The 17,414-nt window shown below is 28.0% G+C and carries 16 protein-coding genes; all 16 read right to left on the bottom strand.

Annotated elements, in window-relative coordinates:
• On the bottom strand, positions 1-610 hold a 610-nt coding region (locus tag ACWYO2_RS01405; RefSeq protein WP_455514710.1), incomplete at its 3' end, for an RluA family pseudouridine synthase.
• The gene (locus tag ACWYO2_RS01400) at positions 610-3,096 is read right to left on the bottom strand and encodes a DegV family protein (protein WP_455514709.1); all 2,487 of its coding nucleotides are present in this window, start codon (positions 3,094-3,096) and stop codon (positions 610-612) included. The genes ACWYO2_RS01400 and ACWYO2_RS01405, both read right to left, overlap by 1 nt.
• A gap of 8 nt (positions 3,097-3,104) precedes the next feature.
• Positions 3,105-4,622, bottom strand: a complete 1,518-nt coding sequence (locus ACWYO2_RS01395) for a S1 RNA-binding domain-containing protein (RefSeq protein ID WP_455514708.1) — start codon at positions 4,620-4,622, stop codon at positions 3,105-3,107.
• Positions 4,623-4,639: 17 nt separating this feature from the next.
• Positions 4,640-4,912 carry an HPr family phosphocarrier protein gene (locus ACWYO2_RS01390; protein ID WP_455514707.1) on the bottom strand — a complete coding sequence of 91 codons (273 nt, stop codon included), beginning with the start codon at positions 4,910-4,912 and terminating at the stop codon, positions 4,640-4,642.
• A gap of 113 nt (positions 4,913-5,025) precedes the next feature.
• Positions 5,026-6,504: a PP2C family protein-serine/threonine phosphatase gene (locus tag ACWYO2_RS01385; RefSeq protein ID WP_455514706.1), complete on the bottom strand. Its 1,479-nt coding sequence runs from the start codon at positions 6,502-6,504 to the stop codon at positions 5,026-5,028.
• A gap of 106 nt (positions 6,505-6,610) precedes the next feature.
• Positions 6,611-7,489 (bottom strand): hypothetical protein, encoded by an 879-nt coding sequence (locus ACWYO2_RS01380; protein WP_455514705.1) that lies wholly within the window; start codon positions 7,487-7,489, stop codon positions 6,611-6,613.
• 163 nt (positions 7,490-7,652) lie between these two features.
• Positions 7,653-8,045 (bottom strand): ATP synthase F1 subunit epsilon, encoded by a 393-nt coding sequence (gene atpC, locus ACWYO2_RS01375; RefSeq protein ID WP_455514704.1) that lies wholly within the window; start codon positions 8,043-8,045, stop codon positions 7,653-7,655.
• Between the two features lies 1 nt (position 8,046).
• Positions 8,047-9,438 (bottom strand): F0F1 ATP synthase subunit beta, encoded by a 1,392-nt coding sequence (gene atpD / locus ACWYO2_RS01370; RefSeq protein WP_455514703.1) that lies wholly within the window; start codon positions 9,436-9,438, stop codon positions 8,047-8,049.
• A gap of 11 nt (positions 9,439-9,449) precedes the next feature.
• A complete protein-coding gene (atpG, locus tag ACWYO2_RS01365) occupies positions 9,450-10,334 on the bottom strand; it encodes an ATP synthase F1 subunit gamma (protein ID WP_455514702.1) in 885 nt (294 codons plus the stop codon).
• Positions 10,335-10,349: 15 nt separating this feature from the next.
• Positions 10,350-11,855, bottom strand: coding sequence for a F0F1 ATP synthase subunit alpha (atpA, locus tag ACWYO2_RS01360; protein WP_455514701.1), 1,506 nt, complete (start codon positions 11,853-11,855; stop codon positions 10,350-10,352).
• A 24-nt stretch (positions 11,856-11,879) separates the two neighbouring features.
• Entirely contained in the window at positions 11,880-12,401 is a 522-nt protein-coding gene (gene atpH / locus ACWYO2_RS01355) for an ATP synthase F1 subunit delta (protein ID WP_455514700.1), read from the bottom strand.
• 2 nt (positions 12,402-12,403) lie between these two features.
• A complete protein-coding gene (gene atpF / locus ACWYO2_RS01350) occupies positions 12,404-12,907 on the bottom strand; it encodes a F0F1 ATP synthase subunit B (protein ID WP_455514699.1) in 504 nt (167 codons plus the stop codon).
• A 19-nt stretch (positions 12,908-12,926) separates the two neighbouring features.
• On the bottom strand, positions 12,927-13,166 hold the full coding sequence (gene atpE, locus ACWYO2_RS01345) for an ATP synthase F0 subunit C (protein WP_455514698.1): 240 nt from the start codon (positions 13,164-13,166) through the stop codon (positions 12,927-12,929).
• A gap of 17 nt (positions 13,167-13,183) precedes the next feature.
• Complete coding sequence (locus ACWYO2_RS01340; protein WP_455514697.1) at positions 13,184-14,098, bottom strand: F0F1 ATP synthase subunit A; 915 nt, start codon at positions 14,096-14,098, stop codon at positions 13,184-13,186.
• 25 nt (positions 14,099-14,123) lie between these two features.
• Positions 14,124-14,489 carry a hypothetical protein gene (locus ACWYO2_RS01335; protein WP_455514696.1) on the bottom strand — a complete coding sequence of 122 codons (366 nt, stop codon included), beginning with the start codon at positions 14,487-14,489 and terminating at the stop codon, positions 14,124-14,126.
• Between the two features lie 183 nt (positions 14,490-14,672).
• Positions 14,673-17,414 (bottom strand): YadA-like family protein (locus ACWYO2_RS01330; RefSeq protein WP_455514695.1); only part of this gene is annotated, 2,742 nt, incomplete at its 5' end.

Below are 17,414 nucleotides of genomic sequence, written 5' to 3'. Positions count from 1 at the left end.
TTTCTATAACCTTAAATTCAGTTTTAGCATATTGCCCTCTTTCATCTATTATTCTATCTAATCTATCTCCATCTTTATATATATTTTTTTCTATTATGAAATGATTATCTTCAATAATACCTTCAGCTATTGCTAAATATTTTTTTTCTATATTTGCATTTTCACTTTGGAAAAAACTTTGAGTAAATGCATTTTTAGCAATAATAATCAAACCTGAAGTATTCATATCAAGTCTATTTACAAATCTTGGAACTAATTTTTTTTTATATTTATCATTAAAATAGTAAACTATACCATTAGCAAGTGTAATATCTACTTTTTTTAATGTTGGGTGTGTTAGCAAAAATGGTGGTTTATTAATTATTAACAAATCATCATCTTCATAAATTATATCTAAATTTAAATATTTCGCTTCGAGATCTGTACTTTTTTCTTTTTCTTTAACTATTAATATACCTTCTTGGGGTAATTTAAAAGTTGTTTTAACCTTATTACCATTAAAATACACTTCAATATTTCTTAAACTTCTCCCTGAATAATTATGGAATTCTCTTAAATATTGAGAAACTTTCATTCTAAAGGAGTTTTTATCAATAATAATTTCTTTCATTAAAGTAGTTTAGGAACAATACATACTGCATATATTGGACCAGCATGAGTACCAACTGTTGGCCCTATGATATAAGGTTTATTAACGATAGTTATTTTTGGATTGTTCTTAAATCTTTCAAGTAATATATTAATATTGTCTAATTCTTTTTGAGTTCCACCCCAAGCTGTATAAAGGTATAAACTTTGTTTTTGAGCTATTTTTTCAACATAGTTTATTATAAAGTTCACAGCAGATTTATCACCAAACACTTTTTTCTCAACAGCCATAGAACCTTGAGAAATTGTAACTATAGGTTTTAGATTTAGGAAGTCTCCAACAGATTTAGCAACTTTACTAATTCTTCCACCTCTTTCAAGATATTTTAAAGAATCTACTGGTATTAAAGTTTTGTTCTTAGCTTTAAATTTATCACACCATTTTAATATTTGTTCTAAACTTTCGTGATTTAATGAACGTTTCGCAGCTTCTTTAATCATTATTCCTAAAGGTAATGATACAAGTTGTGTATCATAAAGAACTATATCTTTTTCTTTATTTAGATTATTTATAACCATTTTAGCAGTTTTGAACGTTCCACTCATATTGCTTGATATATTAACAACAACAACTTTTTTATATCCTTTATTTAAAAGATTAGTGTAAAGATTCATTAATTCACGAGGTGAAGGTTGAGCACTCTTGAATAACGCATCTTCTTCAACAAGTTTTTTCCAAAACTCTTCTTTTGTTATATCCACACCATCTTTATAGTGCATTCCATTACTTTCAAGTCTTATAGGTGTAGTATATATATGAAGTCCTTTTATTTCATCTTCAGATAATTCAGAAGAAGAATCTGTAACGAAAGCAAAATCAGGTAGATTTTCAGGTTTATTTGTTACATATATGTAATAGTAATAATTTTCTTGTTCTCCATCTATAAATTTAATATTTTTATATTCTTTGAATATATTGACAATATTTTCATCCTTTTCTTTACCTTCTACAAGAACAATTGATGTAGTTTTATTTGTTATATATGTATTTTTTAATTCAGAAACTAATTCTGATAATGAAGGATTACAATGTTTAATTTTAGTATTAACTAAAGCTATATAATCTCCATTTTTTATAGTTAATCCATCTACTTGAGTATCTCTAATAGCACGAGTAACTTCTATAGAATAATTTTCTTTTTCTTCTTCTTTTGTATTACTTAATATATTATAGTAGTTATTTAGATAGAAGTAACCTTCAAGCATCGTTTTTGTAGGAACAACTATAACATTTTTCTCTGTTTTTTCTGCAGCTATATTTGCTGTAGCTACAACATTTTTGTTATTAGGCAATATTACAATTTGCTTATTAGATGAAACTTTAGCTATAGCATTTAATATATCTTGTACACTTGGATTTTGACTTTGACCTCCAAGTAATACAACATCAGCTCCTGCGTTTAAAAATTCATCTTTAAGTTTGTATGTATCAGCTAATATTACATATGAATACTTAGAAAGATTTTGTTTATGGTTAGAGAATATCTTAGTTTGATCTTTTTCGCTACTTATTAAACCTTCATTTTGTAGCTTCATATTTTCTATTTTTATTTTTTCAAGATCTCCATGAATAACAGCTAATTCTAAAGCTTGTCCAGGATTATTTGTATGAACGTGTATTTTAAATTTCTTAGAAGTTTGAGCAAATACTGCAGAATCTCCTAGTTTTAAAATATCTTCTTTAAATTTATTTATATCAAAATCAGCGTTACGGATTATAAATTCAGTACAATATTTATAATGAATTTCTGCTGGATCATGAGTTATATTATTTATTTTAGAATCAAAACTTTTTTCTTCAGTTTCTCTTGTAACAATTTCTTCTATTTCTAAAAGTGCTTTACTCATTCCAACAAAGAAATAATAAAGTCCCATTGCACCAGAATCTACAACTCCAGCTTCTTTTAATTTTTCAAGTAAGTTTGGAGTATCATCTACAGCTTCCTTCGCAGTAGTTGTTAATGTATCTAACATTTGATCTAAAGAATCTGTTGATTCTTTAATTTCATTAGCTTTTTCACTTATACGTCTTATAACTGTAAGTATAGTACCTTCAACAGGAGTATCTACAGCTTGATATGCAACTTCTTTTGCACTTTCTAGCGCTTGTGCTAAATCCTTAACTTCTAATCTTTTTTTATCCCCAATCCCTCTTATGAATCCTGTTATAATTTGAGATAATATTGTTCCAGAATTACCACGGGCTCCCATTAAAACTGCTTCTTCTATTACATCTTTTACTTCAGACATACTACTTTTTTTAGTAGTGTCATTTTCCAAATCGTTTTTCATAGTCTCTAAAGTCATAGACATATTTGACCCAGTATCTCCATCAGGAACTGGATAAACATTTAATTCATTTAAGTAGTCTTCATGTTTTTTTACCCATTTAGCACCACTTATTAAAATACGTCTTAATCTTTTAGCATCAATATATTTTATTCCCACAGCTCCTCCTAATTATTTATAACATATTGTTTTTTTAATTCTTCCATTTCTTTTTCTTCTTTAATTTCTTCTATTTTTTTAACTGATAATAATATAGAATTTTTCTTTTCATTTTTTTCAAAAACAATAGCTAATACACTTTCTCCTATGTTAACATCTTCTAATAATTCATTTTTAGGAATCAATCCTTTAAAGTCATCAGTTAGTTTAACAAGAACTCCATTTTCTATTTTATCAGTAACAATTACGTTGTATTCTTCGTTTAAAGCATATTCATTACTTGCCACTTCAAATGGAGAAACTCCAAGTTTTCTAATACTTGCAACAATATTTTTTTCTTCTTTGTTAATTTCTATAATTTTTACATCTATAGTGTCATTTATATTATATTTCTTAATTTCATTCTTTTTCCATGAAAATTCAGATTTAGGAACAAATATTTCAATATTTTCATCACTTTTAGCGAATAATCCAAAATCTTTAACACGTGTTACTTGAACTTTAACTATATCATTTATGAAATGGAAATTATCAATTTCATCCCATATTTTATCAAACACAACTTTTGAACTTAATGATATTCTTTCTTTTTCATCATTGAATCCAATTATTTCACAAGGAATTACATTGCCAATTTGATATTCTTTTTCTATATTATTTACTTTTTTATAGAATAAATCAGAAATATGTATAAATCCTTCATCCTCACCAAGATCAACTACAACACCAAAATCAAGTATTTGTTTGATTGGAGCATCAAAATTTTGTCCTAATTGATATTTATTTTTTCTATCAAACCAAGGATTAGGTGTTAATTGTTTTAAACTCAATTTAACTTTATTTTCCTCTTGACAAAGTTCTATTATTTTAGCAGATATTTTATCTCCTTGTTTAAATTGTTTTAATTTAGTTTCTTTATCCCAAGATAATTCAGATTGGTGTAATAAAGCTTTTATAGGCCCTAAATTGATTATTAAACCATAGTCTAATATATTGTGGATACTACCAGTTACTACATCTCCAATCTTTGTATTTTTAAAGAAAGCATCAATTTCATTTTTAACTATATTTAGTCTTGAAAGTATTACTATTTTTCCTTTTTTTTCAGTAACTTCAAAATCAAATTCTTTAGATATTATATCGTCATCTTTAGTAAATCCTGATTGTCTATAAGGTAAAGTAGCAGTTAATGAATTTAATTTAACTAGGTATCCAATTTTACCTCTTTCAAGTATTTTACCTTTAACTATGCTTCCTTTAGTTAAAGATTTTAATTCTTCTTCTCTTTCTAATGCATTTTTAGAAACAAGTATAAATTCGTCTGTTACTGAATATATAAGGACAGAAATAGTTTCGCCTATTTCTAAATTTTCTATTTCATTTAATTTAATACGTGCTTCTAATTTGTTATTAGTATTTAAATATCCAAATTCGTTATCTTTTCTGATTAAAGTACCTTCTATTTTTGCACCTTTTTCTTGTGAAATTGGTAAATAAAGGTTTAATTCTTTTTCAAAATCATTCATTCTGTTATTACTCCTAATTATTTAAATTTTTTTACTTCTATTAAGTCTTTAAGAGAAGCAAGTAATTGTATTTCTTCTTCTTTGTTACCATTGTCTGCAATAATTTCAAATTGATTTCCTTTTTCTAGTCCAATGAGCATTATTGACATAATATTTTTAGCATCATAAACTTCATTTTTAAATTTAAAGTGTACACTACCTTTAAATTTATTAGTTATACCACAAATTTTTGTGGATGGTCTAGCGTGTATACCTTGTTCATTTAAAACTTCAACAGTAATCTTTTCCATAAAAACTCCATATTTAATGTATAGTTATATGAATATTATATACTATTTATTTGATAATATCAATAAAAAAAAGAAAGAACATACTTCAATACGTTCTCTCTTAAATACCTATTTTAATCATTTCTTATTATTCTTAAAAGTGTTAAATCATCATTAAATTTATCAGTATGTATAAAATTAACTAAATCCTCTTCTATATATTCTAACTTTTCACTTAATATATTTTTTTTAAGTCTTTCAAGACCATAATATTCTCCATTTTCATTAATTTCTTCAGTAATACCATCTGTATATAGTAATAAAACATCACCTTTATTAAAATCTAATATTTTTTCTTCAAATATAATATCACCAAAAACTTTTTTTGAAAATAGACCTAATATTTGACCTTCTGTCTCTAATACTTCTACATCAGAGCTTTCTGCTTTATACATTAAAGCCGGTTCTTGTGATGCTTTACAAAATTTCATAATATTATCATTTGTATCTATCACAACAAGAAACATACTTACAAATTTACCTTTAGGGAATATATTTATTATTTCTTCATTTAATTGAGACATAAGTTTTGGTAAATCATCTAACTTTAATGCCGAATTATATATAGAAACTTTAAGCATTGAAGATAATAATGATGCAGGTATACCATGACCCGATATGTCTGCAAATATTACAGCAAATTTATTTTCATCTATTTTTATAAAATCACAGAAATCTCCACCTACATTCATACTTGGAGAAAATAAATATTCCATTGTATAATTTTTAAAATCTATTCTTTTATCAGGCATCAAAGATCTTTGAATATCTCCAGCTAATGTTAATTCCTCATTAACCATATTATACAATCTAGTAACTTCTTTTTCTCTTTTAAAAACTTCACTAACCAATCTTTTATTTTCTTTTTTTAAATTAGCACTTGTTGCTAGTGATTTAATAAGTCTTACTAATTCTTTAATATCAAAAGGTCTTTTAATTACAGCATTTATTCCATACTTCACCATTTTAAGGGCGTAATCTATTCCAGAATCAAACGCAACAAGTATTATTATAGAATCAGGATTTGTTTCTTTTATTTTTTTTATTTCTTTTATTTTTTCTTCTTTATATGTTTCAAAATCTACAATATATATACTATTATCTCTACTATCATGATTTTTCTTTAAAAAATTTAAGCTATTTCTTTCCTTTATACTAAATCTACTTTTAACAAGTTCATCTTTTAATAAATTTCTAATATATACATTATCATCATATATCTTAACTTCAAATCCAGCAAAAGTTTTTAATTCATTATACTCTTCTATAGACTTAAATATCTTAAAGTATCTTTGAGATTCAATAATATTAATATCCTTAAGAGAATCTTCATTTTCTATGATATAAAAAATTTCAAAATTATTTTCTACAGAATATCTAAATAATTTTAACATATAACTTAAAAACTTAGGGCTAATTTCCTTATTCCCTAAGTGTATTAGTATCTTATTCTTTATTTTAGATGCTAACTTCAATTCTTCAAAACTTTTTTCAAAATCAGAAAAATATACTATTTCATATTCTCTTTCATTTAAAGAACAACAATTTTGCATAAATTTCTCCTAACTAATCATATATATATCATAGTATCACTTTATCTTTTTTTTTGCAAGAAAATAGGGTACTTTCGTACCCTATAAAATTATGTTTAAATATTAATTACCAAGTATATTTTAATCCAGCTTCAAATTTAGGAGTTACTGAAGTGTAAGCCTTACCATTAAATTTAACAGTTGATGCAGCTTTAGCGTTTAAAGTAACTTTATTCATTTGATATTCAGCTGCTAATGCTGGTGTTAATTCTACAGCATGTGTTAAATTAGCTTCTTTAGCTAAGTCTCCTCCTAAAGTATAAACTAATTCAGCTTGAGGGCTTACTTTAAATTTAGAATTTAACATTACATTATATTCTGCAGAATTCTTAAATTTGAATTCAAATTTAGCAGTTGTTTTTTCCTTAGTTATTGTTACTGGAGTGTTAAAGTTTAAATCAGTTTTTAAAACTAATCCTTCAACAGGTTTATATTCAACCATTCCTCCAACTTCAGGTGTTAATTTAGATTCGTGTACAGCATATTGAAGTTTAGTTCTTCCTTCAGCTTTTAAAGTAGAATCAAATTCTTTAGTTCCTTTTAATCCTGCTTCTAAAGTATTTTTACTAAATTTAGCTTCTTCAGTGTATTTAGCATTAGCTTCTAAAGATAAACCTAAAGCATTTGTTTTATAAGTATATCCTAAACTTGCTTTAGGAGTTAAGAAAGTATTTAACTCTAATGATCCCATTTCTTTTAAATCTGCTTTAACTGATAAACCACTATCTCCTGTAAGAACTGGAGAGAAATCATGTTCTAATTTACCTGTAACTGTAAAAGTATCATTTAATTGAACTTCTAATTTATTTTTTTGATTAGCTTTAGTTGCAGTAAATACACTTCCACCTTTAGCAACTTCTTCATTAACTTCAACTTTTGCTTCAAATACATTAGCTAATCCTAAAGTAGATAATGCTAATAATCCTAATAAAAATTTATTTTTCATTTTTATTCCTCCTAAAATTTATATTTTACTCCTTTAGTATAAGTATACTTATAAAAGTGAAAAAGTCAATACCTTCACATTAAAAATTTCAAATATTTTACAAATATTTTTATAATCAAATTCTAAGATTTGCTTTTATGTATAATAAAATAAGGGTTTCCCCTTATCTCATTAAACTATCTTGTAATTTTTTCTTAGTTCCTAATATATCATTATCTTCTTTTCTCTTAGCTTCTATTGCTTTTTGCAATAATTCTGCTTTAATCTTTTTAAATTCTTCTTCACTACTTGCAACTACTGCTTCTTCTGCAAGTATAATAACATTATTATTACTAACTTCAAGAAAACCACCACTTACAAAATATTGATATTCCTTATCTTCCGTTCTTAGAAATAGTAAACCTTCTCCTAAAGAACCCATAAAATTTGTATGATTAGGTAAAACTCCAAGATCTCCTCTTGAAGTTCTTACCTTTAAATATTTAACCTTATCTGATAAAATCTCAATTTTTTCAGGTGTTACAAGTTTTAAAGAAAAAAATTCTTTCTTTTCCATATTATTCACCCATTAAATCTCTTGCCTTAACAAGAACTTCATCTATATTACCTACATAAAGGAAAGCTTGTTCTGGTATATCATCATGAACACCATCTAATATTTCCTTAAATCCTCTTATTGTTTCTCTTAAAGTAACATATTTACCTTTCATACCTGTAAATTGTTCTGCAACTGAGAATGGTTGTGAGAAGAATCTTTGTATCTTTCTTGCACGACTAACTATAATCTTATCTTCATCACCTAATTCATCCATACCAAGTATTGCTATAATATCTTGTAATTCTTTATATCTTTGCAATACTCTTACAGTATCCCTTGCTACTTTATAATGCTCATTACCTACTATTTCAGGTTCAAGTATTCTTGAAGTTGAAGCTAAAGGATCAACTGCTGGATAAAGTCCAAGTGAAGCTATTTGTCTTGATAAAACTGTTGTTGCATCAAGATGTGAGAATGTTGTAGCAGGTGCCGGATCTGTAAGGTCATCTGCTGGTACATATACAGCTTGAACTGATGTAATAGATCCTTTTTTAGTTGAAGTTATTCTTTCTTGTAAAGCTCCCATTTCAGTTGAAAGGTTTGGTTGATATCCAACTGCTGATGGCATTCTTCCAAGTAATGCTGAAACTTCAGCTCCTGCTTGTGTAAATCTAAATATATTGTCTATAAATAAAAGTACATTTTGACCTTCTTTATCTCTAAAATGCTCTGCCATAGTTAAAGCAGATAAGGCAACTCTTAATCTTGCACCAGGTGGCTCATTCATTTGCCCATACACTAGTGCAGTCTTATTTATTACACCACTTTCATTCATTTCATTGTAAAGATCTCTTCCTTCTCTTGTTCTTTCTCCAACTCCAGCAAATACTGAAAGTCCTCCGTGACCTTTTGCAATATTATTTATTAATTCTTGTATTAATACTGTTTTACCTACTCCTGCTCCTCCAAATAGTCCTATTTTACCACCTTTTAAATAAGGGGCAAGAAGGTCTACAACTTTAATACCTGTTTCAAGTATCTCACTATGAGTTTCTTGTTCTTCAAATGATGGTGCAGGTTTATGTATAGTGTCTCTGTCTTCTGTTTCTATTTTAGGTCCATTATCAACAGTTTCTCCTAATACATTAAATATTCTTCCAAGTGTAGCCTTACCTACTGGAACTTTTATAGGCTCACCTGTATCTATTACTTCCAATCCTCTTTTCAGTCCATCTGTAGAACTCATAGCTATAGCTCTTACAGTATTATCTCCAAGATGTGATTGAACTTCTGCAACTATTCTTTTATCATCTAAATATATTTCTAAGGCATTAAAGATATTAGGTAATTTTTCAGCAAATTTAACATCTAGTACTGGTCCTATTATTTGAACCAATTTACCTTTATTCATCTTTCCTCCTATTATTTTATAGCCTGTGATCCACTTATTATCTCTGTTAATTCTTGTGTTATTAATCCTTGTCTTACTCTATTATACTCTAATGTTAATTTATCTATCATCTCTGTCGCATTATCACTTGCATTTTTCATAGCTGACATTCTAGCTGAATGTTCACTAGCTGATGTTTCAAGAAACGCTTGATAAAGTCTATTATTTAACATTTTTGGTAAAAATTCTATAAGTACATTATTTTCATCAGGTTCAAAAATATATCTTCTCCCTTTTTTATTATCAACAACCTTTTCTTTTATACTTTCAGGTCTACTAAAAGGAAGTAGTTTTTCTTCAACTAGATTATAGCTAATAACTGATACGAATTTAGAGTATATGATATATACCTCATCATAATGATCATTTAGATAGAAATCTACAATATCTTCACTTATAATCTTAGCTTTTTCAAACATAGTTTCAGGAATCAATTGTATAAATTCACTATCTACGTTTATATCCCTACTTTTACAATAATCACGAGCTTTTCTTCCTATAGTTATTACTGATACAGTTTTTCCTTCTTTTTTAAATCTTTTAATCATTTTTTCCATTCTTTTCAAAGCATTGGTATTAAAAGAACCACAAAGTCCTCTATCAGAACTAACAACTATTATACCTACATTTTTGACATCTTTTTTACCTTCAAATAATATATTATGTCTATCACCAAGATCTGTTAAAAGATTAGAAAGTGTTTCTTCTAATGCTTTTTCATATTCTCTTGTTTTAAATGTAAGAACTTGGAATTTTTTAAACTTTGTCGAAGAAACAATATTCATAGCATTAGTTATTTGCTTAGAATTACTTATACTTGTAATTCTAGCCTTTATTTCTTTCATATTTGATGCCATAATTACTTCCTTTCATTAATGAACAAAGTCTTTTTTAAATGTTTTAATAAAGTCTTCTAATTCTTCATCTATTTCTTTAGTTATTTCTTTTGTTTCTCTTATCTTAATTAAGATATCTGAAGAGCTTTCCATACTTTGAATTAATTCTTCTTCAAAGTTTAGTACATCTTCAACATCTATATCATCAACATATCCTTTAGTTACTATATAGAAAGATATAACTTGTTTTTCAACTGGCATAGGCATATACTGTCTTTGCTTTAATATACTCATTATTCTTTCTCCACGATTTAACTGATCACGAGTAGCTTTATCTAAATCTGAACCAAATTGTGCAAATGCTAATAATTCTGTATATTGAGCAAGCTCCATTTTAACCTTAGCTGCAACTTGTTTCATAGCCTTAATTTGTGCTGATCCTCCAACACGTGATACTGAGAATCCTGAATTAACTGCAGGTCTAAATCCTGAATTAAATAAATCACTTTCTAAGAATATTTGTCCATCTGTAATTGATATTACGTTAGTTGGAATATATGCTGATATATCTCCTGCTTGTGTTTCTATTATAGGAAGAGCTGTAATTGATCCTCCACCTAACTCATCACTAAGTTTAGCTGCTCTTTCAAGTAATCTTGAATGTAAATAGAATACATCTCCAGGATATGCCTCACGTCCAGGTGGTCTTTTTAGTAATAGAGACATTTCTCTATAAGCTACAGCATGTTTTGAAAGATCATCATATATTATTAAAACATGTTTCCCTTCTTCCATAAAATATTCTGCCATAGCAACCCCTGCATAAGGTGCAAGATATTGTAATGGTGCAGGTTCACTAGCTGTAGCTGCTACTATAGTTGTATATTCCATAGCACCATTTTCTTCTAATTTTCTTTGAATTTGAGCAACTGTAGATCTTTTTTGACCTATAGCTACATATATACAATAAACATCTGTATTTTTTTGATTTATTATTGCATCAATGGCAATAGCTGTTTTCCCTGTTTGTCTATCCCCTATTATTAACTCCCTTTGTCCTCTTCCTATAGGTATCATACCATCTATAGATTTGATTCCTGTTTGAAGTGGTTCTGTAACTGGTTTTCTATCTATTATACCAGAAGCAACTCTTTCAACTTCCATATATTTTTTAGGATTTATAGCACCTTTACCATCTATAGGTTCTCCAAGTGCATTAACTACTCTTCCTAGCATTTCTTCTCCTGCTGGAACTTGAGCAACACGACCTGTACCTTTAACTATATCTCCTTCATTGATTCCTCTAGTTTCTCCAAGAATAACAGCACCAACACTATTTTCTTCAAGGTTTAAAATCATACCACTTGATCCATTAGGAAATACTAAAAGTTCTCCAGCCATAGAATTTTCTAATCCATATATTCTAGCAATACCATCCCCTACTTCTACTACTACTCCTACATTAGATACATCTAATTTTTTCTTATAGTTTTCTATTTCATCACGAATAATACTACTAATTTCTTCGGGTTTAATCTTCAAAAAATACACCTCCCTCGATATATTTTAGCGTTTTATACTATTTAATTGTGTCTTAATTGAACCATCAATTACTTCATCATTTATTCTAATAAGTCCCCCACCTATTAATTTTTCATCTATACGATAATGTATAACTACATCTTTACCTTTTAACTTTTTAAGGTTTTCGGTAAGTTTTTCTTTTTGTGCTTCAGTTAATTCTTTAGGAAATATTGCTGTAACTATAAGTTTTTTATGTTTTTCATAATATATTTTACTATATTCTTCATATATTTCCTTAATATGTAGTAATCTATCCTTATCTACAAGATAATCTAATATTTTCAATGATTGTTTATTTACATCACTATAAATATGATTTATTAATTTTTTCTTTTCTTCCTTGTCTATAACAGGATATTTCAAGAATTTTTTAAAATCTTCATCATTTTTAATATGTTCTAAAAGTAAATTAAGTACTTCAAATACTTCAAATACTTCATCGTTTTCAGTTGCAAAATCATAAATAGCTAGTGCATATCTTTTAGATACATTTATACTATCCATAATTATTCACCTACTTCATCTATAAACTTATCTATACTTTTATCTACTATTTCAGGATTTTTTTCTATATTTTCCTTAATAATTTTTTCAGCAAGATCAGTTGCCATTTTAGAAACTTCATCTTTAAGTTGTTCCTTAATGTTATCATGTATTTTAAGAACATCAGATTCTGCTCTCATTATCATTCTATCACGAGTAGTTGTTGCATTATCTAATATTTGTTCTCTTCTTTCATCAGCTTGTCTTTCTGCCTTTATTATTATGTCATTGGCACGTCTTTTAGCTTCTTTTCTTAATTTTTCATAGTTTTGTTTTTGTTCGTCAAGTTTTTCTCTCTCTTCCTTAACTAATTCTAAATCTTTTAAAGCTACCTTTTTTCTTTGTTCGATAACTTTACCTATTTTTTTATAGAAGTATTTATGAAAGATATATACTAATATGAAAAAGTTAATAATTTGAACTATCATTAGTATATCTATTGTTATTAAATTATTATTTTGTTCCATAATTACCCTCTTTCAAATATTATGATTTAATTAATGCTAATATTAATGCAATGATTAATGCAAATATCCCAGTTGATTCTGTTACTGCACACCCTATAAATAGTGTTGACATTATATCTGTTTTAGCTTCTGGTTGTCTTGCTACTGCTTCTACTGCTGCTGCTGTTGCAAGACCTTGTCCAAGACCTGCTCCTATACCACCACAAGCTGCTATTCCTGCTCCTAAAAGAGCTGCCGCTTTAATTATTGATTCGTTCATCATTCTCCTCCTTAATTTTATTCTTCCTCTTCATCTCCTATTAACATTTGTTTAATATATACAGAAGATAGTACTGTAAATACAAATGCTTGTAATATACCTATAAAGAAATCTAAATATACCTGTATTACATTTGGCCATCCTACAGCAAAACTTAAACTTCCTTTTAATAAGTTACCTGTAATATTAGGTAAAACATTAGGCATTACTAAACCGTATACAAGTGACATTATTACAAGACCTGCAAACATATTACCAAATAATCTCATAGATATATTTATTGGTTTTGCAAATTCTCCGACTACATTTATAGGGAACATAAATATGAAAGGTTGACATAATTCTTTCATAAGCCCCATAAATCCCATTCTATAAATTGCAGCACCTATAAAGATTATAAACACAACTATAGCTATTCCTACCGTCGTATTCATATCAGCTGTTGCCGTTCTAAAAAAAGGCTTAATTAATAATCCATTTTCCGTATGTTTCCACATAACTACAAAAGGAAATAGGAACATAGAAATATTTAATAGTAATATCATTGAAAACATTGCTGAGAAAAATCCCATAAATGTCCCTTTATATTTACCAAATCCTTCTAAAAACTGGTTATTTATGAAGTTATAATACTCCTCTAATACTAATTGAAAAAAACTAGGATTATCTATGCTCAAGTTTCTTGTACCAAGTATTAAAATAACTATTATAACTGCCATAACAGCCCAAGTATTAGCTACCGTTTGGTTAATATTAAGGACATAATGTCCTAATGGTATACTAAAAAATACTTCAGGTGCCTCAATTATTCCTTCTGGTTTTTGGAAAGCAACAGGTAGAAAAGTGGAAATTAATGCAAGTCCTATATTAACTATCAAACCCATTAAAAATATTATTCCTATCCAACCTAAGAATCCAATTTTCTTTGGCAATTAAACCATCTCCTTTCTGAAGCACTTAAATCTTTAATATTTGTTTTAAGTATAAGCTAATCTGAATAGCAAAAAAACCTAATGCTGTGAATATTATATTAGATACTGTATTTTCAACAAAAAATCTATTGCTTAGTTTATAAACAAAATAAAGAGATATAATGTATAGAATATATCTTTTAGAATAATCTATAAACATTGATCCCTTCCCTGATTTTCTGTATACCACTTTATATACAGCATATAACAACATAAGATTAGATATTACTGAAACAAATATACCTAAAGATAAGAACATCAATTGTGATGAAAAGAAAATTAATCCAATCAATAATATTAATAATGATGCCACTAAATTAATAATAAATAATTGTTTCATTTCTTTAACCATAATCTCTCTCCTTAACTTACCTATACATAAATAATAACACTTTAAAAAAGTTAAGTCAATAAAATTTATAAAACATATATCTAATAAACTATCATAAATCTATATTATATATACTAAAACAATATATGAATAAAAAAGAGGAAGAATTTTACTTCTTCCTCTAATTTTAGATCATAACTTTAATTATTTAGTTTCAGCTTTTTTCTCTTTAACTGCTTCCATTAATTTCTTAAGTTCTTCTCTAGTTTTTTCATTTTCTTTTCTTAATTCATCAATGTAAGATTTGATTTCTCTATTTTCCTCTTCAAGTCTATATGATTTGTACTCATTTTCAATATCTTTTTTCTTCATTAATTCCTTAAGTTCAGTAATGATATTTGTGTTTTTAGCATCTTTATTCTTAAGTACTGCTACTTCTTCTTTAAGTGCCTTAACACTTGCATCATTTTGAATTTCATCATGTTTATCTGTTCCAAACTGATATCCTACTCCTACTCCTAAAGCTATCTTACCATTAGTATTTAATGCTGCACTTCCTTTATAAACTACTGTTCTTTCTTTGTTTATACCACTTATTCCTAATGCTAATGCATTTTGACCTTCATAATGTCCATAAGCTGCTGATACAACATGTCTGTTGTTTCCAACATTATTAACTTGAGGTAAGTTTGCCATAGCTACTGCATTTGCCACACCAACTAATGCTTTAGTTGCAATCTTAGCTGTATCTCCCATCTTAGCTTCAACATAATCTACTGTTGCAACAGATGTTGGATCTTTTTCATCAGTCTTAATTCCTTTTATAGTACCTAGAGTATAACTTTGTCCTGCTTTAGTTGATAAATCAAGGTTTTTGCTTAATTTGAATTCAACAACTCCATCTTTATCAGCTTTAGTTGTTATATTACTATCACCTTTAAATTCCATACCTTTATCTAATGATACAGAACCTTTTGTTTGATTATCAGCTTTATAATTGATAGTTTTTGATTCATTCAATTTATTAGTAACTTCTGTAACAAATGTATTATATGTTCCACGAGTAACTGCTGATGTTGAATCATTTGGATTATCTTTAAGTCCAGTTATAGAACCTGTTCCATTACCTTTATCATCTTTGTTGAATGTAATACCATCTTTATTAATAGTAACTTTCTTACCTTCTTCTTCTTTAGTTTCAAATCCAGTCATTCCAGTTAATTTATCAGCAAGTTTAACAACTAATCCTGTAGATTTATCTGTTGTATCTTTTTCAACTTTAATGTTGTTAGCTGCGGTATTAGTTCCTGTAGGCACAGTACCTTCACCTTTTATACTTACAGTTCCATCTAATTTAGCATTAACTTTTTCATTATCATTTCCAACAAAGTTTAGACCTTTATTCATCTTATCAACAGCATTATTAATATTATTTGTAACATTATTAATTTCATTATTTACATAATTTACTGTTGCTGCTGCAGTCTTATCTGTTTTATCCGGATCTTTAAGTCCAGTTATAGAACCTGTTCCATTTGTTCCATCTTTAGCGAAGCTAATACTTCCATCTTTTCCATCTGTTCCATTTCCACCATTAATTGTTACTCCTGGTTTTCCATCTTTTCCATTAACAACTATTGATGATCCATTTGTTCCATCTGTTCCTTTAATAGTTACTCCGTCTTTACCGTCCTTACCATTAACTGTTACTGATGCTCCATTTGTTCCATTTCCACCATTAATTCCTACAGTAGCTTTTCCATCTTTTCCAGATACTGAAACTCCATTTTCTCCTAGTGTAATCTTAGTATTATCACCTTTAGAAATTGTATCAATGTTTTTCAAGTCTTTATTAAGCTTAATTTCAAGTGTGCTTGTAGTATTATTTCCAACAACTGCTATATTTCCAGTTGCAGAACCTGTTCCAGTATAATCACCTTCACCCTTGATATTTACCGCTTCATTTAACTTAACTTTAACAGCATCTCCAGAATTTCCGTTATAAGTCATACCACCATCAACAATATTCTTAATATTATTTGTAATATCAGTCTTAGCTCCTTCAATTTGGTTAGTTACATAACTTACTGTAGTTGCTGCTGTTTTATCTGTTCCATCTGGTTCTTTAAGACCTGTTATAGAACCTGTTCCATTTTCTCCATCTTTAGCAAAGCTAATACTTCCATCTTTTCCATCTGTTCCATTTCCACCATTAATTGTTACTCCTGGTTTTCCATCTGTTCCATTAACAACTATTGATGATCCATTTGTTCCATCTGTTCCTTTAATAGTTACTCCGTCTTTACCGTCCTTACCATTAACTGATACTGATGCTCCATTTGTTCCATTTCCACCATTGATTCCTACAGTAGCTTTTCCATCTTGTCCAGATACTGAAACTCCATCTTTTCCTAAAGTAACTTTAGTATCTCCATTTTGAATAGATTCAATATTTTGTAATGCTTTAGCTAATTGGATTTCAAGTTTAGTAATTTTAGCTTTTGTAGTTGCATCTTCAACTTCACTAGCTACAACATTAATGTTGTTACTTGCTCCTGCAAAGTCTGCTGCTGGTGTTCCTTGTCCTACAACATTCAATGTTGTTCCTAATGCTCTATGTACAGTTCCTGTATTTCCAGTAAAGTCTAGTCCTGCTTGTGCTAATGCTTGTAAGTCTGCTAAGTTTACTGCTTTATCTAATCCTGTTGTTTTAGCTAGTAATCCTTCTACTGCTTCTTTAGCTTTTTCTGCTGTTACTGCTTTATTTGGCTCACGAACAGCTTCTAATGCACTTGCTAAGTTATTTAATGTTATTGGAGTTGTTGTTGTTCCATCTGTATTTACTACTCTTAATTCTGGATTAGCTACAGCTACTGGTGATTGTCCTTCTTTATTATTTTGTGTTTCTCCTGTTGCTGATACAAATTCTGGTTTATAGTATTTTCC

It is taken from the genome of Pseudostreptobacillus sp., assembly GCF_977040545.1.
Note: the sequence above shows the minus strand (reverse complement) of the source record. Positions and strands in the feature narration are given on the sequence as shown.

Coding starts and splice junctions, on each gene's coding strand:
- ACWYO2_RS01395 (WP_455514708.1), bottom strand. CDS start 4,622: ATGAATGATTTTGAAAAAGAATTAAACCTTTATTTACCAATTTCACAA.
- ACWYO2_RS01390 (WP_455514707.1), bottom strand. CDS start 4,912: ATGGAAAAGATTACTGTTGAAGTTTTAAATGAACAAGGTATACACGCT.
- ACWYO2_RS01385 (WP_455514706.1), bottom strand. CDS start 6,504: ATGCAAAATTGTTGTTCTTTAAATGAAAGAGAATATGAAATAGTATAT.
- ACWYO2_RS01380 (WP_455514705.1), bottom strand. CDS start 7,489: ATGAAAAATAAATTTTTATTAGGATTATTAGCATTATCTACTTTAGGA.
- atpC (WP_455514704.1), bottom strand. CDS start 8,045: ATGGAAAAGAAAGAATTTTTTTCTTTAAAACTTGTAACACCTGAAAAA.
- atpD (WP_455514703.1), bottom strand. CDS start 9,438: ATGAATAAAGGTAAATTGGTTCAAATAATAGGACCAGTACTAGATGTT.
- atpG (WP_455514702.1), bottom strand. CDS start 10,334: ATGGCATCAAATATGAAAGAAATAAAGGCTAGAATTACAAGTATAAGT.
- atpH (WP_455514700.1), bottom strand. CDS start 12,401: ATGGATAGTATAAATGTATCTAAAAGATATGCACTAGCTATTTATGAT.
- atpF (WP_455514699.1), bottom strand. CDS start 12,907: ATGGAACAAAATAATAATTTAATAACAATAGATATACTAATGATAGTT.
- atpE (WP_455514698.1), bottom strand. CDS start 13,166: ATGAACGAATCAATAATTAAAGCGGCAGCTCTTTTAGGAGCAGGAATA.
- ACWYO2_RS01335 (WP_455514696.1), bottom strand. CDS start 14,489: ATGGTTAAAGAAATGAAACAATTATTTATTATTAATTTAGTGGCATCA.